The sequence below is a fragment of the Variovorax robiniae genome (genome assembly GCF_037889955.1).
Lineage (GTDB): Bacteria > Pseudomonadota > Gammaproteobacteria > Burkholderiales > Burkholderiaceae_C > Variovorax > Variovorax robiniae.
In genome coordinates this window covers 15408-39086 of sequence record NZ_JBBKZS010000022.1, presented here as the reverse complement: position 1 = coordinate 39086, position 23679 = coordinate 15408, and the positions used below count along the sequence as shown (strand labels likewise).

At 67.2% G+C, this 23679-nt stretch carries 25 protein-coding genes; 18 read left to right on the top strand and 7 right to left on the bottom strand.

Annotated features, from left to right (window positions below; all coding sequences use genetic code 11):
• Window positions 1-5 precede the first annotated feature (5 nt).
• From WKW79_RS30750 to WKW79_RS30740, 3 genes are all read left to right on the top strand, one after another.
• Complete coding sequence (locus WKW79_RS30750; protein WP_340339036.1) at window positions 6-968, top strand: substrate-binding domain-containing protein; 963 nt, start codon at window positions 6-8, stop codon at window positions 966-968.
• A 165-nt stretch (window positions 969-1133) separates the two neighbouring features.
• Entirely contained in the window at window positions 1134-2306 is a 1173-nt protein-coding gene (locus WKW79_RS30745) for a Gfo/Idh/MocA family protein (RefSeq protein ID WP_340339035.1), read from the top strand.
• 127 nt (window positions 2307-2433) lie between these two features.
• On the top strand, window positions 2434-2973 hold the full coding sequence (locus tag WKW79_RS30740; protein WP_340339034.1) for a DUF3617 domain-containing protein: 540 nt from the start codon (window positions 2434-2436) through the stop codon (window positions 2971-2973).
• 25 nt (window positions 2974-2998) lie between these two features.
• On the opposite strand, the gene hpxZ is transcribed toward WKW79_RS30740, so the two are convergent.
• Window positions 2999-3400 (bottom strand): oxalurate catabolism protein HpxZ, encoded by a 402-nt coding sequence (hpxZ, locus tag WKW79_RS30735; protein WP_422823986.1) that lies wholly within the window; start codon window positions 3398-3400, stop codon window positions 2999-3001.
• A 69-nt stretch (window positions 3401-3469) separates the two neighbouring features.
• Here hpxZ and WKW79_RS30730 point away from each other — a divergent pair, with 69 nt between their 5' ends.
• From WKW79_RS30730 to WKW79_RS30675, 12 genes are all read left to right on the top strand, one after another.
• Entirely contained in the window at window positions 3470-4504 is a 1035-nt protein-coding gene (locus WKW79_RS30730; RefSeq protein WP_340339033.1) for a LacI family DNA-binding transcriptional regulator, read from the top strand.
• A 120-nt stretch (window positions 4505-4624) separates the two neighbouring features.
• On the top strand, window positions 4625-5587 hold the full coding sequence (locus tag WKW79_RS30725; RefSeq protein WP_340339032.1) for a Bug family tripartite tricarboxylate transporter substrate binding protein: 963 nt from the start codon (window positions 4625-4627) through the stop codon (window positions 5585-5587).
• Window positions 5588-5658: 71 nt separating this feature from the next.
• Window positions 5659-7002 carry a glucarate dehydratase gene (gene gudD / locus WKW79_RS30720; protein WP_340339031.1) on the top strand — a complete coding sequence of 448 codons (1344 nt, stop codon included), beginning with the start codon at window positions 5659-5661 and terminating at the stop codon, window positions 7000-7002.
• A 28-nt stretch (window positions 7003-7030) separates the two neighbouring features.
• Window positions 7031-7828 carry an HpcH/HpaI aldolase family protein gene (locus tag WKW79_RS30715; RefSeq protein ID WP_340339030.1) on the top strand — a complete coding sequence of 266 codons (798 nt, stop codon included), beginning with the start codon at window positions 7031-7033 and terminating at the stop codon, window positions 7826-7828.
• Window positions 7829-7849: 21 nt separating this feature from the next.
• On the top strand, window positions 7850-8737 hold the full coding sequence (locus WKW79_RS30710) for a 2-hydroxy-3-oxopropionate reductase (RefSeq protein WP_340339085.1): 888 nt from the start codon (window positions 7850-7852) through the stop codon (window positions 8735-8737).
• Between the two features lie 104 nt (window positions 8738-8841).
• Window positions 8842-9954: an SMP-30/gluconolactonase/LRE family protein gene (locus WKW79_RS30705; RefSeq protein ID WP_340339029.1), complete on the top strand. Its 1113-nt coding sequence runs from the start codon at window positions 8842-8844 to the stop codon at window positions 9952-9954.
• Between the two features lie 59 nt (window positions 9955-10013).
• Window positions 10014-10454 carry a surface-adhesin E family protein gene (locus WKW79_RS30700; RefSeq protein ID WP_340339028.1) on the top strand — a complete coding sequence of 147 codons (441 nt, stop codon included), beginning with the start codon at window positions 10014-10016 and terminating at the stop codon, window positions 10452-10454.
• Between the two features lie 83 nt (window positions 10455-10537).
• The gene (locus tag WKW79_RS30695) at window positions 10538-11659 is read left to right on the top strand and encodes a ligase-associated DNA damage response exonuclease (protein ID WP_340339027.1); all 1122 of its coding nucleotides are present in this window, start codon (window positions 10538-10540) and stop codon (window positions 11657-11659) included.
• Window positions 11656-13359 (top strand): ATP-dependent DNA ligase, encoded by a 1704-nt coding sequence (locus WKW79_RS30690; protein WP_340339026.1) that lies wholly within the window; start codon window positions 11656-11658, stop codon window positions 13357-13359. Before WKW79_RS30695 ends, WKW79_RS30690 begins: the two co-directional genes overlap by 4 nt.
• Window positions 13356-15959 (top strand): ligase-associated DNA damage response DEXH box helicase, encoded by a 2604-nt coding sequence (locus WKW79_RS30685; RefSeq protein WP_340339025.1) that lies wholly within the window; start codon window positions 13356-13358, stop codon window positions 15957-15959. Before WKW79_RS30690 ends, WKW79_RS30685 begins: the two co-directional genes overlap by 4 nt.
• Window positions 15960-16051: 92 nt before the next feature.
• Window positions 16052-16456, top strand: a complete 405-nt coding sequence (locus tag WKW79_RS30680) for a hypothetical protein (RefSeq protein WP_340339024.1) — start codon at window positions 16052-16054, stop codon at window positions 16454-16456.
• Between the two features lie 134 nt (window positions 16457-16590).
• Window positions 16591-16842, top strand: a complete 252-nt coding sequence (locus tag WKW79_RS30675) for a hypothetical protein (RefSeq protein WP_340339023.1) — start codon at window positions 16591-16593, stop codon at window positions 16840-16842.
• A 27-nt stretch (window positions 16843-16869) separates the two neighbouring features.
• On the opposite strand, the gene trxC is transcribed toward WKW79_RS30675, so the two are convergent.
• From trxC to WKW79_RS30645, 6 genes are all read right to left on the bottom strand, one after another.
• Window positions 16870-17316: a thioredoxin TrxC gene (trxC, locus tag WKW79_RS30670; protein WP_340339022.1), complete on the bottom strand. Its 447-nt coding sequence runs from the start codon at window positions 17314-17316 to the stop codon at window positions 16870-16872.
• Window positions 17317-17353: 37 nt separating this feature from the next.
• A complete protein-coding gene (locus WKW79_RS30665; protein ID WP_340339021.1) occupies window positions 17354-17764 on the bottom strand; it encodes a PaaI family thioesterase in 411 nt (136 codons plus the stop codon).
• Window positions 17765-17821: 57 nt separating this feature from the next.
• Window positions 17822-18241, bottom strand: coding sequence for a GFA family protein (locus WKW79_RS30660; RefSeq protein WP_340339020.1), 420 nt, complete (start codon window positions 18239-18241; stop codon window positions 17822-17824).
• 14 nt (window positions 18242-18255) lie between these two features.
• Window positions 18256-18681 (bottom strand): cupin domain-containing protein, encoded by a 426-nt coding sequence (locus WKW79_RS30655; RefSeq protein ID WP_340339019.1) that lies wholly within the window; start codon window positions 18679-18681, stop codon window positions 18256-18258.
• A gap of 126 nt (window positions 18682-18807) precedes the next feature.
• Entirely contained in the window at window positions 18808-19434 is a 627-nt protein-coding gene (gene yfcF, locus WKW79_RS30650) for a glutathione transferase (RefSeq protein WP_340339018.1), read from the bottom strand.
• A gap of 12 nt (window positions 19435-19446) precedes the next feature.
• Window positions 19447-19833 carry a VOC family protein gene (locus WKW79_RS30645; RefSeq protein ID WP_340339017.1) on the bottom strand — a complete coding sequence of 129 codons (387 nt, stop codon included), beginning with the start codon at window positions 19831-19833 and terminating at the stop codon, window positions 19447-19449.
• A gap of 195 nt (window positions 19834-20028) precedes the next feature.
• Between WKW79_RS30645 and WKW79_RS30640 the strand changes: the two genes are divergently transcribed.
• From WKW79_RS30640 to WKW79_RS30630, 3 genes are all read left to right on the top strand, one after another.
• Window positions 20029-22095 (top strand): NAD(+) synthase, encoded by a 2067-nt coding sequence (locus WKW79_RS30640; protein WP_340339016.1) that lies wholly within the window; start codon window positions 20029-20031, stop codon window positions 22093-22095.
• Between the two features lie 98 nt (window positions 22096-22193).
• Window positions 22194-22868 carry a ligase-associated DNA damage response endonuclease PdeM gene (pdeM, locus tag WKW79_RS30635; RefSeq protein ID WP_340339015.1) on the top strand — a complete coding sequence of 225 codons (675 nt, stop codon included), beginning with the start codon at window positions 22194-22196 and terminating at the stop codon, window positions 22866-22868.
• Window positions 22869-22880: 12 nt separating this feature from the next.
• A complete protein-coding gene (locus tag WKW79_RS30630) occupies window positions 22881-23447 on the top strand; it encodes a Crp/Fnr family transcriptional regulator (protein ID WP_340339014.1) in 567 nt (188 codons plus the stop codon).
• Window positions 23448-23679 lie beyond the last annotated feature (232 nt).

Sequence of the window (23679 nt, the reverse complement as noted above, 5' to 3'; positions counted from 1 at the left end):
CCGCAATGACATCCATCACCCGTCGCATCGCACTCACGGCCGTCGCGGCCGCCGCGTTCGCCAGCCTGCCCGCGCTGGCCGCAGAGAAGGTCAATCTCGGCGTGTCGATCCCGGCCGCCACGCACAGCTTCATGGGCGGCATCAACTACTGGGCGAACCAGGCCAAGAAGGACCTGGAGAAGGCGAACCCGGACCTGAAGATCACGATCAAGACGGCCGCCAACGCGGGCGAGCAGGCGAACCAGCTGCAGGACTTGCAGACCGTGACGAAGATCAACGCGCTGGTCGTGTTCCCCTTTGAGTCCGCTGCGCTGACCAAGCCGGTCGCGGCAGTGAAGGCCAAGGGCACCTACGTGACCGTGGTCGACCGCGGCCTGACCGACACCAGCGCGCAGGACGCCTACGTGGCCGGCGACAACACGGCCTTCGGCAAGATCCCGGCCGAGTACATCGTCAAGCAACTGGGCGGCAAGGGCAACGTGGTGGCGCTGCGCGGCATTGCGACCACCCTGGACAACGAGCGCATGGACGCCTTCAACGCGGTGCTCAAGGGCAGCCCCGACGTGAAGCTCTTGGACGCCAAGTACGCCAACTGGAACCGCGACGACGCCTTCAAGGTCACGCAGGACTACCTGACGCGCTTCAAGAGCATCGATGCGATCTGGGCCGCCGACGACGACATGGCGGTGGGCGTGCTGAAGGCCATCGAGCAGGCCAAGCGCGACGACATCAAGATCATCTTCGGCGGCGCCGGTGCCAAGGACATGGTCAAGACCATCATGGACGGCAAGGACAAGCGCATCACGGCCGACGTGAGCTACTCGCCCAAGTTCATCTACGACGCGATCAAGCTCACGGCCGAAGCGCGCCTGAAGGGCGCGAAGCTGCCGGCGACGACGATCATTCCGTCGGTGCTGATCACGAAGGACAACGCGAAGGACTTCTACCACCCGGACAGCCCGTTCTGAGGATTCGCTCCCTCTTCGGCTGTTGCGCCCTCTCCCCCCGGGAGAGGGTTGGGGTGAGGGCTCCGGGCCTTTGAATCGAGGCCGGGCGTTGCGTACGCCCGACGCCCTCACCCTGGCCCTCTCCCGGAGGGAGAGGGGAGAAGACCAAACCTTGGGCTCCATTCCATGAGTACTTCAACTTCCCAGCGCAAACTGCGCTACGCCATGGTCGGCGGCGGCCGCGATGCTTTCATCGGCGCCGTCCACCGCCACGCGATCGCGCTGGACGGCCAGGCCGAGTTTGTGGCCGGCGCGCTGTCCGCCACGCCCGACAAGGCGCGCGCCTCCGGTCGCGACCTGCTGCTGGCCGACGACCGCAACCATGGCGACTGGCAATCATTGCTCGCCGACGAACTCAAGCGCCCGCCCGAGCAGCGCATCGACTTCGTCGCGATCGTCACGCCCAACCATGTGCACTACCCGGTGGCGCAGGCTTTCGTCGACGCCGGCTTCCACGTGGTGTGCGACAAGCCGCTCGTACACACCACGGCGCAGGCCGATGCACTCGTGGCCGCGGTGAAAAAGCAGGGAATCATCTTCGGCGTCACGTACAACTACACCGGCTATCCGATGGTGCGCCAGGCCCGCGCCATGGTCGCAGCCGGCGAGATCGGCGAGGTGCGCAAGGTCGTCGTCGAATACAACCAGGGCTGGCTCGCGTCGCACCTGGAAGGCACCGGCAACAAGCAAGCCGACTGGCGCACCGACCCCGCGCGCAGCGGCGCGGCCGGGGCCATCGGCGACATCGGCTCGCATGCCGAGAACCTGGTCGCGACGGTGACCGGGCTGGAGATCGAGAGCCTCTGCGCAGACCTCACGCGCTTCGTGCCGGGCCGGATGCTCGACGACGACGGCAGCCTGCTGCTGCGCTTCAAGGGCGGCGCGCGCGGCGTGCTGGTCGCTTCGCAGATCAACGCGGGGCTGGAGAACGGCTTGCGGCTGCGCGTGTCGGGCTCGCTGGGCACGCTGGAGTGGCGGCAGGAACAGCCGAGCCAGTTGGTGCACTTTCCGAACGACGGGCCGAAGCGCATCTTCACGCGCGGCGCGCCGTGGCTGCACCCTGCGGCGCAGCGTGCGAGCCGCATTCCGGCGGGGCATCCGGAAGGGTTCATCGAGGCCTTTGCCAACGTGTACCTCGGCGCCATGGCCGACATTCGCGCCAGGCTGGACGGCACGCAGGCCGACCCGCTCGTGGCCGACTATCCGCATGTGGAAGATGGCGCGCGCGGCGTGCGTTTCATCGAGCGCACGGTGGCCTCCGCGGCGAGCGAGGCCAAGTGGACATCTTTCGCCGGATGACGCCCACCCGTTGACGCACGGTGCCGTGTTCGATGCGGCCCGCGCGGCGGTATGCCGATTGCGCTATATCGGTGCGGGGCGCGTCAAGGTACAAGCCGATGATGTGTCCACCCTTGGATCGCCAATCATGACCAAGCCGCTGACTGCCGCCGCGCTGTCCCTGCTCTGCGGCACCGCGCTGGCCGCTTCGCCGACCGACTATCCGCCGCGCAAGCCCGGGCTGTGGGAGATGACGCTGCAGACCGGGGCGTCCGGCGGTAAAGCCCCCGCGGGGCATGTCACCCAGCAATGCATCGACGCCGCGAGCGACAAGGCGATGCGGGAGATGGGCATGGGTGTCGGCGAGAAGATGTGCAGCAAGCAGGAGATGCGTGCCGAGGGCGGCGGCTTCGTGGTCGATTCGGTGTGCCGCATCGATCTCGGCAACGGCACCGCCAGCACCGCGACCACGCATGGCGTGATCACCGGCGACTTCGGTTCGGCCTACCGCATGGTCATGCGCTCCACCTACGACCCGCCGATGATGGGCCGCGCGCAGGGCGAAACCATCATGGAAGCCAAATGGGTCGGCCCCTGCAAGGCCGGCCAGAAGCCCGGCGACATGGTCATGCCGGGCGGTCAGACGATGAACGTGCTGGAGATGATGAAGAACCGGCCGAAGAAGTAGGGCGCGGTCGACCGTCCGTATCCGATCAGCCCATCAAGCTGACGTGAGCAGCAACGACCCGCCAGCCCTCAGGCATGCGCACCCAGGTCTGGCTCTGCCGTCCGATGCGCTCGCTGCCGGCGCGCTTGAACTCGACGTTGGTCACGGCGAAGTCCTGGTCGAAGGTGGTGATCGACGTCGCGGTGATCTCGCGTTCCAGGTTCACGGCAGGCCGGGCCTTGCGGAAGTCGCGGATTGCGTCGTATCCGTAGAGGTTCTCGCCCGCGCCGTAGCGCAGCGTGTGGGGAGAGTTCCAGAACAACAGGTCGAGCACCGGAACATCGTTGCTGACCAGCGCCTGCTGGTACTGCGCGAACACGGCTTCGACTTCGGCGAGGACGGCGGGAAGGTTGATGGCGGTCATGGCGGGGCGAGGTGCAAGTTGCATGCCGAACGGGTTCCGACTGGTTGTCAATAGATCTTACGGTAGCGCTAACGCGTGGCTAGAATCGCAAGCATGAATCCCCCATCGGGCAACCCTACTCGACGCCCGCGGCGCGGCAGTGGCGCCGTCACCTTGCACGACGTGGCCAAGCTCGCCGGCGTGGCGCCGATCACCGCATCGCGTGCGTTGAGCAAGCCCTCCCAGGTGTCGCCCGACGTTCTGCGCAAGGTGACCGAGGCCGTGAGCCGCACCGGTTATGTGCGCAACGTGCTGGCGGGCGGCCTGGCGTCGGCGCGCAGCCGGCTGGTGGCGGCGGTGGTGCCGACCATCTCCGGACCGGTGTTCCAGCAGACGGTGCAGGCGCTCACCGATGCATTGGCGACGGAGGGCTACCAGCTCATGCTGGGCCAGAGCGGGTATGTGGATTCGCGGGAAGACGCGCTGCTCGAAGCCATCGTCGGGCGCCGGCCCGACGGCATCGTGCTGACCGGCATCATGCATTCGGCCGAAGGGCGCAAGCGCCTGATGGCCGCCGGGATTCCGGTGGTGGAGACCTGGGATCTCACGCCCACGCCGCTCGACATGCTGGTGGGCTTCTCTCATGCCGAAGTGGGGCGCGCGGTGGCCGAATTCCTGCGCGCCAAGGGGTGCAAGTCGCTCGCGGCGGTGGCCGGGGACGACGAGCGCGCAACCCGGCGGCTGGCCGCTTTCCAGGAGACGGCCCACGCCGCCGGCCTGGGCGAGGTCCAGATCGTGCGCGTGCCGGCACCCACCACGCTCAAGAGCGGGCGCGTCGCGCTGGCCGAGCTGCTGGCGCGCAGCCCCGCCGTCGACGCGGTGTTCTGCAGCTCCGACCTGCTCGCGCTCGGCGTGATGACCGAGGCGCAGTCGCGCGGCATCGCGGTGCCGGGGCGGCTGGCCGTCGTCGGCTTCGGCGACCTGGAGTTCTCGGCCGACTTGCATCCCGCGCTGACCACGGTGCGCATCGACGGCATCGCCATCGGGCGCCAAGCCGCACAGTTCATCGTCGACCGGGCCGAGGGGCGCGAGGTGACGCAGCGGGTGGTCGACGTCGGCTTCTCCATCGTGGAGCGCGAGAGCGCCTGACCCCAGGAAACGGCTGGACAAAGGACTTGACGGCGTTTACGGTAGCGCTATCATTTGGTTCTCAACAAGCTGATAGCGCTACCGCCCAAATGCGGGGCGCATATTCCAGGAGACATCGACATGAAGAAGTTCATCACCGCGCTCGCCTTCGGCGTCGCGACCACCACCACCGCCTTCGCCCAGGCCTGGCCCAGCAAGCCGGTGACGATCGTCGTGCCGTTCCCGGCGGGCGGTTCGACCGACATGGTGGGCCGCGCTCTCGGCACGAAGCTGGGCGCAAAATTCGGCCAGTCCTTCGTGGTCGACAACAAGGCGGGCGCCACCGGCACCATCGGCGCGACCTTCGTGAAGCGCGCCGCGCCCGACGGCTACACCTTCCTCGTGACCTCGCTCGGTCCGCTGGTGATCGCGCCGCACCTGATCAAGGGCATGCAATACGACCCTCTGAAGGACTTCGACCCGATCACCGTCGCCGTGCAGGCACCCAATGTGCTGGTGGTGCCGGCCAACTCGGCGATGAACAGCGTGGCCGACGTCATTGCCAACGAGAAGAAGAACCCCGGCAAGATGACCTTCGCCTCGTCTGGCAACGGATCGAGCGACCACCTGACGGCCGCATTGTTCTGGCAGCAGACCGGAACGACCGGCCTGCATGTGCCGTACAAGGGTGGCGCGCCGGCGATCACCGACTTGCTCGGCGGCCAGGTCGATGCGTCCTTCCCGAACGTCAATGCGGTCATCCAGAACATCAAGGCCGGCAAGCTGAAGGCGCTGGCCGTCACCGGTGACAAGCGCTCGCCGGTGCTCCCCGAGGTACCCACGCTGGCCGAGGCGGGCGTGAAGGGTGTCGACGTCTATTCGTGGCAGGCGCTGGTCGCGCCGAAGGGTCTGCCGGCCGACATCAAGGCCAAGGTGCACGAGGCCGCTGTCGCCGCGCTGAACGACCCGGCCGTGAAGAAGCAGTTCACCGAGATCGGGCTGGAAGTGGTGGGCAACACACCGGCGCAGTTCGCGGCCTTCCAGCAGGCGGAGTTCGACCGCTGGAAGAAGGTCATCGACACCGGAAAGATCACGGCGGACTGATGCCGCTCTCCCGACGAATCTGATTGCACTTGTTGCACGCTCCCTTTACTGTCACACCCCCGCACAAAATCATGACCGCACCCGCATCCTCCTCCACCCCTGTCATCACCGAACTGCGCGTGATCCCCGTCGCGGGCCGCGACAGCATGCTGCTCAACCTGAGCGGCGCGCACGGACCCTTCTTCACGCGCAACCTGCTGATCCTCACGGACAGTTCGGGCAACACCGGCGTCGGAGAAGTGCCGGGCGGCGAGAAGATCCGGCAGACGCTGGAGGATGCGCGTGAACTCATCGTGGGCCAGCCGCTCGGCTCGCAGCAGCGACTGGTGCAGGAGGTGCAGCGGAAGTTCGCCGACCGCGACAGCGGCGGGCGCGGCTTGCAGACCTTCGATTTGCGCATCGCGATCCATGCGGTGACGGCCATCGAATCCGCGCTGCTCGACCTGCTGGGCAAGCACCTGAACGTGCCGGTCGCGGCATTGCTCGGCGAAGGCCAGCAGCGCGAGGCGGTGGAGATGCTGGGCTATCTCTTCTTCGTCGGCGACAAGGGCAAGACCGACCTGCCTTATGCCAGCGACCCGGGCGCCGACAACGACTGGTTCCGCCTGCGCCATGAAAAGGCGATGACGCCGGACGAGATCGTCAAGCTCGCCGAGGCTGCCCATGCGCGCTACGGCTTCAACGACTTCAAGCTCAAGGGCGGCGCGCTGCGTGCCGAGGAAGAGATCGAGGCCATCGTCGCGCTGCACGAGCACTTTCCGCAGGCCCGCGTCACGCTGGACCCGAACGGTGGCTGGCTGCTCAAGGACGCGATCCGCCTCATGCGCGACATGCGCGGCGTGGTCGCCTATGCGGAAGACCCCTGCGGCGCCGAAGACGGCTTCTCGGGCCGCGAGGTCATGGCCGAATTCCGCCGTGCCACCGGCCTGCCGACGGCGACCAACATGATCGCCACCGACTGGCGCCAACTGAGCCACGCGCTCGCGCTGCAATCGGTCGACATCCCGCTGGCCGACCCGCACTTCTGGACCATGGCCGGCTCGGTGCGCGTCGCGCAGACCTGCCGCGACTGGGGTCTGACTTGGGGCTCGCATTCCAACAACCACTTCGACGTGTCGCTGGCCATGTTCACCCACGTCGGCGCCGCCGCGCCGGGCCGCGTCACCGCCATCGACACGCACTGGATCTGGCAGGACGGCCAGCGCCTGACCAAGGACCCGCTGAAGATCGAAGGCGGCCTGGTGCAGGTGCCGAAGAAGCCGGGCCTGGGCGTCGAGCTGGACATGGTCGAGGTCGAGAAGGCGCACCAGTTGTACAAGCAGCACGGCCTCGGTTCGCGCGATGATGCGATGGCCATGCAATTCCTCGTGCCGGGCTGGAAGTTCGATCCCAAGCGCCCCGCACTCGACCGCTGATTCACAACAACCCACAAGGCTCGCCACCATGAGAGAAAACCGTCTGCGCACCCTCTGGAAATCCGGCGGTGCCGCCATCAACGGATGGCTGGCCATCCCCAACAGCTTCTCGGCCGAGACCATGGCCCACCAGGGCTGGGACTCGCTGACCATCGACCTGCAACACGGCGTGGTCGACTACCAGGCCATGATCCCGATGCTGCAGGCGATCTCCACCACCAACACCGTGCCCGTGGTGCGCGTGCCCTGGCTCGACCCGAGCGCGCTCATGAAGACGCTGGACGCCGGGGCCATGGCGGTCATCTGCCCGATGATCAGCACGCGCGAAGAGGCGCAGAAGCTGGTCGCGTACACGCACTACGCGCCGCGCGGCACGCGCAGCTTCGGCCCGATCCGCGCGCTGCTCTACGGCGGCGCCGACTACGCCACGCATGCCAACGACACCATCGTGACCTTCGCGATGATCGAGACCGCACAGGCGCTGGACAACCTCGACGCGATCATGTCGGTGGAAGGGCTGGACGCGGTCTACATCGGCCCGTCCGACCTGTCGCTGGCGCTGGGCTGCCGCCCGGTGTTCGACGATGTCGACCCGAAAGCGCAGGAGGCCATCGACCACATCCTCGAACGCGCCAAGGCCCATGGCCTGGTCGCGGGCATCCACAACGGCAACCCCGAGGGCGCGATGGCCCGCATCGCCAAGGGCTTCCAGTTCGTCACCGTCAGCTCGGATGCGCGGCTCATGGCGGCGGGCTCGCAAGCCGTGCTGTCGAAGATGCGCGCCGAGCCTGTCGTCGCCACGTCCTCCGGATCCTCCACCTACTGAACCCAGAAAAAGGAACAACACATCATGAAGATCGGATTCATCGGCCTCGGCATCATGGGCGCGCCCATGGCCATGCACCTCGTCAACGCCGGCCACCAGCTCTACTACGTCAAGCGCAGCAAGGTGAATGCGGAGATCGCGGCGAGCAATGCGATTGCCTGCGCGTCGGCCAAGGAAGTCGCGCAGCAGGCCGAGGTGATCATCACGATGGTGCCGGACACCCCCGACGTGCAGGGCGTGCTGTTCGGCGAAGGCGGCGTGGCGGAAGGCCTGTCCAAGGGCAAGACCGTGATCGACATGAGCAGCATCTCGCCGATCGAGACCAAGGCCTTCGCGAAGAAGATCAGCGACCTGGGCTGCGACTACCTCGACGCGCCGGTGTCGGGCGGTGAAGTGGGCGCCAAGGCGGCGAGCCTGACCATCATGGTCGGCGGTACCGAGGAAGCCTTTGCCAAGGCCAAGCCGCTGTTCGAGCTGATGGGCAAGAACATCACGCACGTCGGCGGTGTCGGCGACGGGCAGACCACCAAGGTCGCGAATCAGATCATCGTGGCGCTGAACATCGCGGCCGTCGGCGAGGCGCTGTTGTTCGCGAGCAAGGCGGGCGCCGATCCGGCCAAGGTGCGGCAGGCGCTGATGGGCGGCTTTGCGTCGTCGCGCATCCTGGAGGTGCATGGGGAACGCATGATCAAGCGGACCTTCAATCCGGGCTTCCGTATCGGCCTGCACCAGAAGGACCTGGGCCTCGCCCTGGCCGGCGCCAAGGCGATCGGCGTGTCGTTGCCGCAGACCGCATCGGCCGCGCAACTGATGGGCACCTGCGCGGCCAATGGGTGGGATCAGCTGGACCATTCGGCGCTGGTGAAGGCGCTGGAGTTAATGGCGAAACACGAAGTCGCCCAAGGCTGACGAAGGCGCGAAGCTTTCTGCTGCGGCCGCTTCACGACTGCTGACGTGCGTGCCGGCCGCGCACCTCTTTGCCAACAACCAACAACAAGGCGGGGACAACAGACATGCAAGACGAACATCCAGCGTCCACCGAGGCGCGCCGCGGCTTTCTGAAGACGGTCGCAGGCGCGGGCCTGGCTGCGCTTGGCGGCGTGGCCGGCGCGCAGTCCTTCGACTTCAAGCCGGCGCAGCGCTACCCCGACCCGGCGGTGCTGATCCTCGACCCGAGCTTTGCGAAATACCGGATCTACAGCAGCACCGTCGAGCTGGTCGGCACCGGCATGCGCTGGGCCGAGGGGCCGGTGTACTTCCCCGAGGGCGGCTACCTGCTGTGCAGCGACATCCCGAACAACCGACTCATGAAGTTCGACGAGAAGACCGGCAAGTTCACGGTGCACAAGGAGAACGTCAACTACGCCAACGGCAACACGCGCGACCGGCAGGGGCGCCTGGTCACCTGCGAGCATTCGGTGACGCGCCGCGTGGTGCGCACCGAGAAGAATGGCCAGGTGACGGTGCTGGCCGACAAGTTCGAGGGCAAGCGCCTCAACGCGCCGAACGATGTCGTGGTGAAGTCCGACGACTCGATCTGGTTCACCGACCCGATCTTCGGCATCAACGGCGAATGGGAAGGCGCGCGCGGCACGCCCGAGCAGGCCACCACCAACGTCTACCGCATCGGTGCCGACGGGCAGATCGCCGCGATGATCACCGACCTGGTCAACCCGAACGGCCTGGCCTTCTCGCCCGACGAGAAAAAGCTCTACGTGGTCGAGTGGAAGGGCACGCCCAACCGCAGCATCTGGAGCTACGACGTGGCCGCCGACGGTGGCCTGTCGGGCAAGACCAAGCTCATCGATGCCGATGGACCCGGCTCGCTCGATGGCTTCCGGGTCGACCGCGACGGCAACCTGTGGTGCGGCTGGGGCTTCAGCGGCGCCTTCTCCCCGACCGCCACCGACGTGCCCGGCGGCATGAAGGCGCACCTGCCGCTGGCGAAGTCGGAAGACATGGACGGGGTCAAGGTGTTCAACGCGCAGGGCAAGCCGATCGGCTTCATCCGGCTGCCGGAGCGCTGCGCCAACCTGGAGTTCGGCGGGCCGAAGCGCAACCGGCTCTACATGGCGAGCAGCCATTCGCTCTACGCGCTTTATGTAGAGGCGCACGCCGCCGTCTGAAACTCGTCGCATCGCGTTACAGTTCACTGTCGTTAACTTTCGACGGTGAAGGAGTCGGCGTGAAGAAGTGGTTCGTGTCGGTGCTGCTGGCGGGCGCCGGGGCTGGGGCCTGCGCCACGGGAACGACCTGGTTCACGGTGGTGGGCAACCCGATCGATCCGAAGGTCGACACGGTGGAGGTCGACCCCGTTGCCATCACGACCGCGGGCGGCGTCAAGAACATGTACATGCGGGTCAATCGGTCGAAGCAGCGCCTCAACTGGGACAAGCTGCCCTACCGCTCCTACGAGGCCCGTATTGCCTTCGACTGCAACGCGAAGAAAGGCGACTACATGATCGCCACTTTCTACCCGGAGCCGCTCTGGACCGGCCTGCCGGTGATCACGACCGACTACTCCGACGCGCCCAAGCCGCTGCAACTGCGCGACATGGAGCCGAACCCGACCGACCGGATCATCCGCGCCGCGTGCCGCCCGAGCGAGCCGCGCAAGGCGTCATGAAGCGTTCGTAGGCCGCAGCCCACACCCTTTCGCGTCGCCACGCGCGAGCACGAATCGGCACCCCCGCCTACGATGGACGGGCCATGACCGAGCCGTCGCCCCACACTTCAGCCTCGCGCCCCGGCGACCTCGTCGTGGCGCGGCCCGAGGGGTTGTACTGCCCGCCCGGCGATTTCTACATCGACCCCTGGCGCCCGGTGGCGCGTGCCGTCATCACGCATGCGCACTCGGACCATGCGCGCGTCGGGCATGGCCACTACCTGGCGCAGACCGACAGCGAAGGCATCCTGCGCACGCGATTGGGCAACGACATCCACCTGCAGACGCTGGCCTATGGCGAGGCGATCACGCACCACGGCGTGCGCGTCTCGCTGCATCCGGCCGGCCATGTGCTGGGCTCGGCGCAGGTGCGGCTGGAACATGGCGGGCGCGTGTGGGTGGCCTCGGGTGACTACAAGACCGAGCCCGATGGCACCTGTCCGCCCTTCGAGCCGCTGCCTTGCGACACCTTCATCACCGAGTCCACTTTCGGCCTGCCGATCTACCGTTGGCCGACGCAGTCCATGCTGTTCGCGGAGATCGACGACTGGTGGCGGCGCAATGCGCAGGAGGGGCGCGCGTCGGTGCTGTTCTGCTATGCCTTCGGCAAGGCCCAGCGCATCCTGCATGGGGTGGATGCGTCGATCGGGCCGATCGTCGTGCATGGCGCGGTCGAGCCCTTGAATGCGGTGTACCGCGCGGCCGGCGTGGCGCTGCCGCCGACGGTGCGCGTGACCGATCCCGGAGTGGACGCGCAGATGCTGAAGCGCGTGCTGGTGCTGGCGCCGCCGTCTGCACAGGGCACGCCGTGGATTCGGCGCTTCGGCGCGTATGCCGATGCCTTTGCCAGCGGCTGGATGCAGTTGCGCGGGACGCGGCGTCGGCGCGGCGTGGACCGGGGCTTCGTCATGAGCGATCACGCGGATTGGCCTGGCCTGCAGCAGGCCATTGCCGGCACGGGGGCGGAGCGCGTGCTGGTGACGCATGGCAGCGTCGCGGTGATGGTGCGCTGGCTGACCGAGAACGGGCTTGATGCGCAGGGCTTCAAGACCGAGTACGGCGATGAGGATGTGGCGGACAGGGCGGAGGCGGCGGACGGCTCTGGCGCGGGATCGGACTTGGCCGGACGCGAAGGTTCCGCGAAGGACGCGAAAGAACAGCCATGAAAAGATTCGCGGCGCTGTATCGCGAGCTGGACGCGACCACGGCCAGCCTCGGCAAGCAGGCCGCACTGCAACGCTACCTGCGCGAAGCACCGCCGCAGGACGCCGCCTGGGCCGTGTACTTCCTGGCGGGTGGCAAGCCGCGGCAACTGGTGCCGGTGAAGCTGCTGCGACTGCTCGCGCAAGAAGCCGCGGGCTTGCCTGAGTGGCTCTTCGATGAGAGCTACGAAGCGGTCGGCGATCTGGCCGAGACGATCGCGCTGCTGCTTCCGCCACCCACCGAGCAACACGAGCTCGGCTTGGCCGCATGGGTCGAGCAGCACCTGCTGCCCTTGCGCAAGACCGCGCCGGAGCAACTCGCCGATGCGCTGCGCGCCCAGTGGCGACAGCTCGCGCCCGACGAGCGGCTGGTGTACTTCAAGCTCATCACGGGCGCCTTCCGCGTCGGCGTGTCGAGGCTGCAGGTGACGCAGGCGCTCGCGGCCGTCGGTGGCGTCGATGCCAAGCGTGTGGCGCAACGCCTGATGGGCTACACGCACATCGGCGGGCAACCGGCGGCACAGGACTATGCTGCGCTGATCGCGCCCGAGAGCGATGGCGAGCAGAACCAGAAGACCAGCGGCCAGCCCTATCCCTTCTTCCTGGCGCATCCGTTCAACGTCGAGCTCGCGCAATTCGGTGCGCTGCTCGGCCCGCCCGCCGACTGGATCGTCGAGTGGAAGTGGGACGGCATCCGCGCGCAGCTCGTCAAGCGTGCCGGCGCCGTGTGGCTGTGGTCGCGTGGCGAGGAACTGGTGACCGACCGCTTCCCCGAACTCGCGACGATGGGCGAGGCGCTGCCGGACGGCACGGTGCTCGACGGCGAGATCGTGGTCTGGCGTGAAGACAGGGTGCAGCCCTTCGCCGAACTCCAGCGCCGCATCGGTCGCAAGACGCTGGGCGCGAAGCTGCTGCGCGAGATCCCGGTGGTGCTGCTCGCCTACGACATCCTCGAATGGCAAGGCCGCGACCTGCGCGCGATGCCGCAGGACGAACGCCGTGCGCTGCTCGACGAACTTGTTGCCGATGTGCGGCATCCCCAGCTCATCGCGAGCCCGATGCTGACCGGCACGGACTGGACCGATCTCGCGCGCCAGCGCGAAGCCGCCCGCGCGATGGGCGTCGAAGGGATGATGCTGAAGCAGCGCCGTGCGGCCTACGGTGTGGGACGCACCAAGGATGTTGGCACTTGGTGGAAATGGAAGATCGACCCGCTGAGCGTCGATGCGGTGCTGATCTATGCGCAGCGCGGCCATGGTCGGCGCGCCAGCCTCTACAGCGACTACACCTTCGCCGTGTGGGACGGGCCGCCGGGGCAGGAGGATCGCAAGCTGGTGCCCTTTGCCAAGGCGTACTCGGGACTGACCGACGCGGAGATGGCGCGCGTCGATGCGGTGATCCGCAAGACCACCATCGAGAGCTTCGGGCCGGTGCGCAGCGTGCGGCCGACGCTGGTGTTCGAGCTGGGCTTCGAAGGGATTGCGCGCAGCACGCGGCACAAGAGCGGGATCGCGGTGCGCTTTCCGCGGATGTTGAGGTGGCGGGAGGACAAGTCGGTGGAGGAGGCGGATACGTTGGAGACCCTGGCGGCGTTGTTGCCTGGTGGGGACGGGGACAGCCCTCATCCCGACCTTCTCCCAGAGGGAGAAGGAGCAAGTCCGTGAAGACGGCGGATCTCGTTGCATGGTTTGCTTCGCGCGGGTGGAAGCCGTTCGCGTTCCAACGCGAGGTGTGGAAGGCCATCGGCGAAGGGCGCTCGGGCCTGCTGCACGCCACCACCGGCGCGGGCAAGACCTATGCGGTGTGGCTCGGCGCGTTGAAGGCGTTTGGCGTCGCGGCGGATGCGAAGTCCTCACGTCCGCTCGCGAAAAGGACAGCCCCGCCGCTCACCGTGCTGTGGATCACCCCGATGCGTGCGCTCGCCGCCGACACGCTGCGTGCCTTGCAACAGCCGCTCGAAGTGCTGCAACCCGACTGGACCGCCGGCGCACGCAGCGGTGACACACCCACCGGCGAGCGCAGCGCGCAGAACCTGCGTCTGCCCTCCGTGCTGGTCACCACGCCCGAGAGCCTCTGCGTCATGCTCTCGCGCGCCGATGCCCGCGACGTGCTCGGCACCTTGAGAATGGTCGTGGTCGACGAGTGGCACGAGTTGCTCGGCAACAAGCGCGGCGTGCAGGTGCAGCTTGCGTTGGCCCGCCTGCGTCGCTGGAACCCGGCGCTCTGCGTCTGGGGCATGTCCGCCACGCTCGGCAACCTGCCCGAGGCCATGCACACGCTGCTCGGCAACCGGCAGGACGGCGTGATCGTGCAAGGCCAGGTGCCCAAGCAACTCGTCATCGATTCCTTGCTGCCCGGCCGTGCCGAACGCTTCCCGTGGGGCGGACACCTTGGCCTCACGATGCTGCCGCAAGTCATCGAGGAAGTGGCGAACAGCAGCACCACGCTGGTCTTCACCAACACGCGTTCGCAGGCGGAGATCTGGTACCAGGCGATGCTCGAAGCCAGGCCCGAGTGGGCGGGCGTCATCGCGTTGCACCACGGCTCGCTGGACCGCGCAGTGCGCGAATGGGTGGAGGCCGGGTTGAAGAATGGCGAGTTGCGCGCGGTAGTCTGCACCTCGAGCCTGGACCTGGGCGTCGACTTCCTGCCGGTCGAACGCGTGCTGCAGATCGGCTCACCCAAGGGCGTCGCGCGCCTGCTGCAACGCGCCGGGCGATCGGGCCACGCGCCGGGCCGGCCGTCGCGCATCACGGTCGTGCCGACGCACAGCATCGAGATGGTCGAAGGCGCCGCGGCCCGGGCCGCGGTGGCGGACGGCCACATCGAGGCGCGCAGCACGCCGGTGCAGCCGCTCGACGTGCTGGTGCAGCACCTGGTCACCGTGGCGCTCGGCGGCGGGTTCCGGCCCGACGACCTGTACGACGAAGTGCGCGAGACCGCGGCGTACAAGGACCTGGGCCGCGAGAGCTGGGACTGGTGCCTGTCCTTCGTCGCGCAAGGCGGCCCGTCGCTCGCGGCCTACCCGGACTACCACCGCGCCGTGCCGGACGCCGAGGGCATCTGGCGCGTGCCCGATGCGCGGCTCGCGCGGCGTCATCGCATGAACATCGGCACCATCGTCAGCGATGCGAGCATGGCGGTGCAGTACGTCGGTGGCGCGAAGCTCGGCAGCGTCGAGGAGAGTTTTGTGGCGCGCATGAAGCCGGGCGACTGCTTCCTCTTTGCCGGCCGTGTGCTGGAACTGGTGCGCATCCGGGAGATGACGGCCGGGGTGCGCCGCGCGAGCGGCAAGCGGCCGGTGGTGCCGCGCTGGGGCGGTGGCCGCTTTCCCTTGACGACCACGCTGGCCGACGCCGTGGTGCGGCAACTCGCGGAAGCCGGCGAGGGCCACTACGCATCGCCGGAGCTGCAATGCGTGCGCCCGCTGCTGGAACTGCAACAGCAATGGTCCGCCTTGCCCACGCCGCAAACGCTGCTCGCCGAAATGCTCGCGACACGCGAAGGCTCGCACCTGTTCCTCTACCCCTTCGCGGGCCGGCAGGTGCACCTGGGCCTGGCCAACCTCATCGCCTGGCGCGTCGCGCAGCATGCACCGCGCACCTTCTCGATCGCGGTCAACGACTACGGCTTCGAACTGCTGAGTGCGACCGAGGTCGACTGGCCCGTGCTGCTGCCGCAAGTGCTCGCGCCCACCGACGAAACGACCCTGCTGCACGAGGTGCTGGAGAGCCTCAACGCCAGCGAACTCGCGCAACGGCGCTTCCGCGAGATCGCGCGTGTGTCGGGCCTGATCTTCCAGGGCTATCCCGGCGAGAAGCGCAGCAACAAGCAACTGCAGGCCTCGTCCTCTCTGTTCTGGGAGGTGTTCCGCAAGTACGACCCGCAGAACCGCCTGCTGCTGCAGGCCGAGCAGGAACTGCTGGCGCAGGAACTGGAGATCACCCGCTTGCGCGCCAGCCTCGCGCGTATCGCGATGCAGCAACTGGTGATGAAGACGCTGGCGCGGCCCACGCCGTTCTCGTTCCCGCTCATGGTCGAACTGTTCCGCGAGAAGCTCAGCAACGAGAGCGTGGCCGACCGCATCGCGCGCATGGTCGAGCAACTGGAAAAGGCCGCGGGCGGCGCGGTGCCGATGGGGGACGTAGAACGGGTGAAGAAGACGCTGGCGTTTGGGCAGGAGAACGCGGCATTGCGAGGCGGCGAGCGGGTGGGGAGGGTGCGTCGGGAGCGCAAGGCTTCGCGGCCATTGCCGCCGTTGTGATGCGGGCGCTCTGACGACCCGTAGTGCGCACACACCCGGGTGCATGCTTTCGTTGCCGTTGCCCCCGCAGAAACCCGAGGCTATAAACACCCATGGACGACACGCTCGATCTGCACAGGGAAGTGACCGGTTTCTTCGACGCATTCGTCGTGGCGTTCAGCACTTTCGACGGCCGCCAGGTGGCGCGGCTCTATCGGGCGCCGTATCTTGCCGTCCAGAGCGACGGTAGCGCCGTCTGCTTCCAGACGCAGGCGGAAGTCGAGGCGTACTTCCAGATGATGGTCGAGGACTACAGCGGCAAAGGATGCCACTCCGGCCGGTTCTCCGACCTGACGGTGACGCCGCTGGGCGGCAAGGCCGTGGTGGCCAGCGTCACCTGGCACATCGGCGGCGCGAACGGCGAAACCCTTGCGACCTGGCGCGAGTCGTACAACCTGGTTCGCATCGGCACGGACGGCCTGTTGTACGTGGTCGCGTCCGTCGACCACGCGAAGTAGCGATCCACCGAAATCCTGACACGTTCATACGACCTTGCGGCCCTGCGCTGGGCGACAAAGGCTGACGCGATCCACGGTCGCTCGCTGCAACCATTGCGCTTGAACACCTATTCAAGCCCTTTGGAGAAGACCCCATGAACAAGAAGATCCTGCTCGCTCTCGTCGCGTCCCTGAGCATGCTGAGCGCCGGTGCGCAAGTCGGCAAGGCTGCATCCGAAGCCACCGACGCGGCCCAGCACAAGATCGACCAGAAGCGCGCGGACAGCGACGCGAAGAAGAGCGGCCCGTTCGGCAAGGCGGTCAACAACGTCAAGTCGAGCTATCACAAGAACCAGTCGAAGAACTCTGCGGACAAAGCGAAGAACTCCTTGAAGAACGCGCTGTAGTCGCCGCCCCGGACCGGAGGCGCTGGCTCAGCGCCCTTCGTTCGCCTTCACCCAACGCACGATATCGGCCGCGCCCATCGCGCCGGCCTGCCGCGCGATCTCGCGCCCACCCCGGAAGAGGGCAAGCGTCGGGATGCTGCGGATGTTGAATCGCGCACCCAGGTTCCGCACCGCCTCGGTATCGACCTTGGCCACGCGCACATGCGGCTCCAGTTCCGCCGCGGCTTGCTCATAGCCCGGCGCCATCTGCCGGCACGGGCCGCACCAGGGCGCCCAGAAGTCGACCAGCACCGGGATCTCGTTGCGCGCAATGTGGCGGTCAAAGGCTGCTTCGTCCAGCGCCGCCGAGTGCGACGTGAACAGCGGCTGATGGCACTTGCCGCAATCCGGTGCGCTACCCAGTTGTGCGTCGCGTACGCGGTTGGTGGTGTGGCAATGCGGGCAGACGATGTGGCGTGAAGGCGATTCGGTCATGGTCCGGAACTGGGGATGCGTCGGCCTATTGCAAGCCTCAACTCCGGTCGCGCGGAATGGCGTAGGTGCCGACCACATGCGCGACCGGGTCGTCCAGCCCCTCGGAATAGAGGTTCACCTCGCCCACCGCCAGTGTCCTTCCCAGCTTGATGAGCTTGCAGTGGCCGATGATGGCCCGATCGGCCGAAGGCTTGCGCAGGAAGTTGATGTTGAGGCTGGTGGTGACCGCCAGCGGCACGATGCCGATCTCTCCCAGGATGGCCACGTACAGCGCCACGTCTGCGACGGTCATCAGCACCGGGCCGGACACCGTGCCGCCCGGCCGCAATTCGGCGCTGCCGATGGGATGCCGGAGGGTGGCGGACATGTTGCCCACGGACTGCACGGTCCATGTGGCGTGCGGAAACTCGGAGGCGAGGAAGCTGGCGATCTCGGTCACTGACGGCATGAAAGTCCTTCGGATATCGCTGCCATCCTAACCAGCGCCTGGACGCAGACACCGTCGCTACGACTTGCCAGTGTCGTCGGGCGGCGCGCCGAACTGCGCGAGCACCTGCGCCTCCGTGAGCATGGGCGTCTCGTTGGCCAAGCCGTAGTACGCGGGCTTGTTGTCGATGTAGATCTGGCTGATCAGCTGGAAGTCGGTGGACTCGAAAACGCCCGCGGGGACGAAGTATTCGCCCGTCGGCAGGAGCTTGTAGTAAAGGTGCGTTCCGCATCGCTTGCAGAAGGCCCGCTCCGCCCAGTCCGACGAGGCGAAGACCGCAATCTGCTCGGTGCCGGTGAAGGTGACGTCGGTCCCGCAGTGCACCGCCAGCATCGGGCCGCCGCCCCAGCGGCGGCAGAAGCCGCAATGACAGACACCGATGTCCCTGGCATCCGGCGAGGTGATGGTGACCGCACCGCAAAGGCATTGACCGTGCATCGTTTTTCTCTCCTTCACGTGACGGTGTTCTTCGGCGGGTTGTTGGCGAACCATTCGGCAATGCCCGGCATCATGGGTTCGAAGGGCCCCGGTGCCGAGAAGTTGAGGACGCCGGCGCGAACACTGCCCCGGTTTTCGAAGTCGTGCGTGGTGCCGCCGGGCACGAGCACGAAGGCGCCCTTCGGGCAGTCGAACCATTCCTCGCCCACGCGCAGGCTCATCACGCCTTCGATGACGTAGAACAGATCGTCCTCGTCATGCGAGTGGGCGCCGGGCCCTTGGGTGGTCGGCTCGAGCCACCATTCCGAGACCGAGTAGCGCGAATCCGTTTCCGCTTCGTCGGCCTTGAACACGGCCGAGATGCGGCCCATCGGATAGGCGCGGCCCTGGCCTGGGGCCAGGATCACCGGCTTGCGTGGCGATGCAACGGGATGGCTCATGCGGACTCCTCACGTGGATCTGCGAGCGGCGGATGCTTGACGCATCGCGTCGATTTACGCGTCGCGGCCATGCGCTGTCAAGAAGCCGAAGCCGCGTGGGGCCATTCGGCGGGGGATCTCGACGGCCTACAGCGGCGGCCGCCGCTGGTTGACCCACCGTTGCACCGACGGTTGCTGCCATTGCCGCGCCGCATACGCCTCGAGCCGGGATGGCACGGAATCGCCGCCAAGGACAAGCCGGTTGAGCATCAGCGCAAGGTCCACGTCGGCGATGCACCATTGGTCGAACAGGTGCTCGGCGCCGTCTTGCAACAAGGATTGCGCGGCGGTGTACAGCTTGGCCGCGGCCTCTTTCGCCGCCGGGGAGAGCGGCGGCGCCTTGGCGCCGTAAAACACGACCTCCGTGGGGCGTTCCTGCCGCACCGGCATCAGGTCGCTGCGCAGCCAGGCCTGGACCTGCCGCGCTCGCGCCCTGCTGCGGGGCTGTGTGGGATACAGGCGTGGACCTTCGAACTCCTCGTCGATGTATTCCGTGATCGCCGACGATTCCGACAAGGCAAAGCCGTCGTGAACCAGGGTGGGCACGCGCTGCGTGAGCGACAGGCCGGCGAAGCCCGCGGCATGCTGTTCCCGCGCGCCGAGGTCCACGGTGCTCATGTCGAATGCCAGACCCTTCTCGTGGAGCGCGACGAACACGGACATCGCGTAGGGGCTCGCGAACTGCGAATCGACATGGAGGTGGAGGGTCGTCATGCGGTGTGGGGCTTATTCAGGCGTATGGCAGACGGCTTCGATGTTGTGCCCATCCGGATCGCGCACGAAGGCGCCGTAGTAGTTCGGGTGGTAGTGCGGCCGCAGTCCCGGTTTGCCATTGTCCGTGCCGCCCGCGGCCATGGCCGCTTCGTAGAAGGCGTCTACCTGGGCGCGCGTGTCGACGCGAAACGCCACGTGGATCGGCGGGACGTTCGCGCCGCCGCTGGCGATCCAGAAGTCGGGCTTGGGCGCAACGCCGAAGCCGGCGGCGTCGCCGTGTCCCGTGAGGGCGGCCGGGACTTCCATCAACAGCCCGTAGCCGATGGGCGCGAGCGCCTGGGTGTAGAAAGCCTTGCTTCTCGCGAAGTCGCTGACGGAAATGCCTGTGTGGTCGATCATGAAACTCCTCCGTGTGCCGATGGCATCTGTTTGCGATGGGCCATCGTAACCAGCGCTGTCGCCCGCTCCAAGTGCGTGTGCAGCCCCCTCGTTTCCGTCCGATCCATGCGCCCCAATCCCCGCCGTCCGGGCGATGCGACCCCAATCCCCTTACATTGACGCCTGACGAATGCCAGCCTCCCCCGGAAGAATCGAATGACCGATGACCAGCGCCAGTTCCTGAACCCCTACCGGCACGGCTTCGCCCGCGTGGCCGTGGCCGTGCCGCGCAACCGCGTGGCCGACCCGGTGTTCAATGCGGCCGAGGCAATCAAGCTCTATCGCGAGGCCGCATTGAACGGAGCGGTCGTCGTCGCCTTCCCGGAGCTGGGCCTGTCGGCCTACACCTGCGATGACCTGTTCCACCAGGCGGCCTTGCTCGACGCCTGCGAGCTTGCGCTGCAACAGGTGGTCGAGGCCTCGGCCTCCATCGGCGCGGTGGCCATCGTCGGGCTGCCGCTGCGGGTCGACCATCGGCTGTTCAACTGCGCGGCCGTGGTCGCGGGCGGCAAGTTGCTCGGCGTGCTGCCCAAGACCTACCTGCCCAACTACGGCGAGTTCTACGAGGGCCGCCAGTTCAATGCCGCCGATGCCGCGCTGGCCACGGATTTCGACTGGCACGGGGAGCGCATTCCTTTCGGCGCGGACCTGCTGTTCCAGTGCCGCCAGATCCCTCTGCTCAAGCTGCATGTGGAGATCTGCGAGGACGTGTGGGTGCCGATCCCGCCGTCGAGCTATGCCGCGCTGGCCGGTGCGACGGTGCTGGTGAACCTGTCGGCCTCGAACATCACGATCGGCAAGTCGGCCTACCGGCATCAACTGGTGAGCCTGCATTCGGCGCGCTGCCTGGCCGCCTACCTCTATTCATCGGCCGGCATCGGCGAATCCACCACTGATCTGGCCTGGGACGGCCAGGGCCTGATCTACGAAAGCGGCGAGATGCTGGCCGAAAGCGAGCGCTTCAGCAACAGCTCGCACATCGTCGCGGCCGACGTGGACCTGGAGCGCGTCTCGCGCGAGCGCATGCGGCAGAACTCCTTTGGCGTGTCGGTGCAGAAGCACAAGGCGCAACTGGCAACGTGGCGCACGGTGCAATTCGACGTGACGGTGCCCGCGCAGGTACCGCAAGGTCTGCTGCGCAAGGTGGAGCGCTTCCCCTACGTGCCGGCCAATGCGAGGACGCGCGACGAGCGCTGCCACGAGGTCTTCAACATCCAGGTGCAGTCGCTGGTGCAGCGCATGGAAGCGACCGGCATCAAGAAGCTGGTCATCGGCGTCTCCGGCGGCCTCGACTCCACGCACGCCCTGATGGTCTGCGCGCAGGCCATGGACCGGCTGAAGCTGCCACGCGCCAACATCTTGGCCTACACCATGCCCGGCTTCGCGACCAGCGAGCGCACGCTGTCGCAGGCCCACAAGCTCATGGCCGCGACCGGCTGCACCGCGCAGGAAATCGACATCCGCCCGAGCTGCCTGCAAATGCTGAAGGACCTCCAGCACCCGCATTCGGACGACGCACCGAAGTACGACATCACCTTCGAGAACGTGCAGGCCGGCGAGCGCACCAGTCACCTGTTCCGGCTGGCCAACCTGCACAACGGCATCGTGGTCGGCACCGGCGACCTGAGCGAACTGGCGCTGGGCTGGTGCACCTACGGCGTGGGCGACCACATGTCGCACTACAACGTGAACGCCAGCGTGCCCAAGACGCTCATCAAGCATCTGGTGCGCTGGGTGGCCGACACGGGCCAGATCGGCAGCGACGGCAGCGACGTGCTGCGCGCCATCCTCGACACCGAAGTCAGCCCGGAGCTGATCCCGTCCACGCCCGGCGCCGACCAGCCGAGCCAGAAGACCGAGGACACCATCGGCCCGTACGAGTTGCAGGACTTCCACCTCTACTACACGCTGCGCTACGGCTTCCGTCCGACCAAGGTGGCCTTCCTCGCGTACACGGCCTGGCACGACCGCACCCTGGGCGCCTGGCCCGACGATTCGCACGAACTCGTGCGCAATGAATACGGGTTGGGCGACATCAAGCGCCACCTCGGCACCTTCCTCTGGCGCTTCTTCAAGACCAGCCAGTTCAAGCGCTCCTGCGTGCCGAACGGGCCGAAGGTGGGCTCGGGCGGCTCGCTGTCCCCGCGCGGCGACTGGCGCGCACCGAGCGATTCGGAAGCCGAGGTGTGGCTGGCCGAACTCAAGCGCGTGCCGGGCGAATGAGCCCACCCTGGCGCCTCCGAGCGGGCGCCGGGGCGCAAGAGAGGCTTCGCCGCCCCGAGGACATTCGCTCTTTGCGACACTCCTTGGACACCGCGCCCATGTCCGTCTCCACATCCGAACCCTCGCCCTGCCAGGTCCAATGGGCGGGCGAATCCCTCTGGCTCCTGCCCGAACGCGCCCTCTGGTGGCCGGCCGGCCGCACGCTGTTCGTGGCCGACTTGCACCTCGGCAAGGCCGCGACCTACCGCGCGTTGGGCCAGCCGGTGCCGGGCGGCACCACACGGCAGAACCTGGCGCGACTCGACCACCTGATTGCGCGCCACGTGCCGGCACGGATCGTGTTTCTCGGCGACTTCCTGCATGCCGCGCAGGCCCGCACCGTGCTCGCCGCGGTGGAAGCCTGGCGCGCCGGCCATGCGGCCATCGACATGACGCTGGTGCGCGGCAACCACGACAGCCGCGCCGGCGATCCGCCCGAGGCACTCCTCATCGACTGCGTCGACGAGCCCTGGCTGCTCGGCCCCTTCGCCTGCTGCCACCATCCGCAGTCGCACCCCACGCATTTCGTGCTGGCCGGGCACCTGCATCCGGTATGCAAGTTGCATGGGCGTGGACGCGACAGTTTGCGCTTACCCTGCTTCGTGAGCGAGCCGGACCGCGCTATCCTGCCTGCGTTCGGGGAGTTCACTGGCGGCTGGCTCATGGAAGCAATGCCGCACCGGCGATTTCATGGCGTCGGTGGCAACAACGTATGGACGTTGCCGGCAATTTAGCTTCAGACCTCGATGTTGTTCGACCATCCTTCCTTCGCTGCACCCGACCTGCGCGAACGCGCCGCCCGACTGCTGATCGCGTCGGCGCCCATGACCCAGCTCACCCTGGCCGACGCGATGATCATCGTGGACTCGATGGAACCCGTCTTCGTCACCATCGGCACGGTGGTGATGGAGGAGGGCGAGACCGAGGACACCGGCTACATGGCGCTGGTGCTCGAAGGCGAGCTGCGCGCCGAAAGCGGCAACGGCATCGTCGGCGAGAAGATGGTCATCTCGATGATCGGCCCCGGCAGCCTGCTCGGCGACATGGGTGCCATCGACGGCTCGCCCCGCTCGGCCACCTGCACCGCGCTCACCGACGTCAAGCTGGCCATCCTGTCGAGCGCCATGCTGCTGGCGCTGATCGACTCGCACCCGGCTGTCGCGGCGCGGCTGCTGCTGGCCATCTGCACCGGCATGTCGACGCGGCTGCGCGAGAACAACCGCAGGTTGCTCGCGCTGTCGAACGTCAGCCGTGCGGTGCAAAAGGAGCTGGACGCGACCCACGCGGTGAATCGCCGCCTGCTGGGCGCCTGACGAACCCCATTCCTGTGCGACCTTTCCCAAAGTGATGACGGGCGTTTCTGAAAGCGCTGCCTCGCCGTTGGCCTGGGGGCCGGACGAGGGGACACTCCTTGTCGCGGCGCCAGTTTCGCGTTTCCCGATTTCCCGATTCCCATGCATTCCCCATCGATCAGACCCGTCTTCAAGCGACGCTGGATTCCCGTCGTCCTCGCCCTCGCGATCACGCTCACATGCACGCTCTTCG